At 66.7% G+C, this 246-nt stretch carries 1 protein-coding gene; it reads left to right on the top strand.

The window, feature by feature from the left end:
- The coding region (locus A3761_RS04475; RefSeq protein ID WP_197472816.1) for an ATP-binding protein at window positions 1–246 on the top strand (246 nt) is incomplete at both ends.

The raw sequence follows: 246 nt of genomic DNA, 5'->3' as shown, positions 1-246 counted from the left end.
CACTTGGCCGTGGCGGTCGGCCGGGAGGCGATCACGGCCGGCTACACTGTGCTGTTCGTCTCTGCCCCCATCCTGGTGGCGCAGCTGGCCAAGGCTCACGCGGAAGGCCGCCTCGAAGAGCGGCTGATGCACTATGCCAAGCCCAAGCTACTGATCGTCGACGAACTCGGCTACCTGCCGTTCGAGCCTGAAGCCGCGCACCTGTTCTTCCAGCTTGTCTCGCGCCGCTACGAGCGGGGGGCGATG

It is taken from the genome of Oleiphilus sp. HI0123 (genome assembly GCF_001635315.1).
The sequence above is the reverse complement of the archived record's forward strand: the minus strand, read 5'-3'. Positions and strand labels throughout refer to the sequence as shown.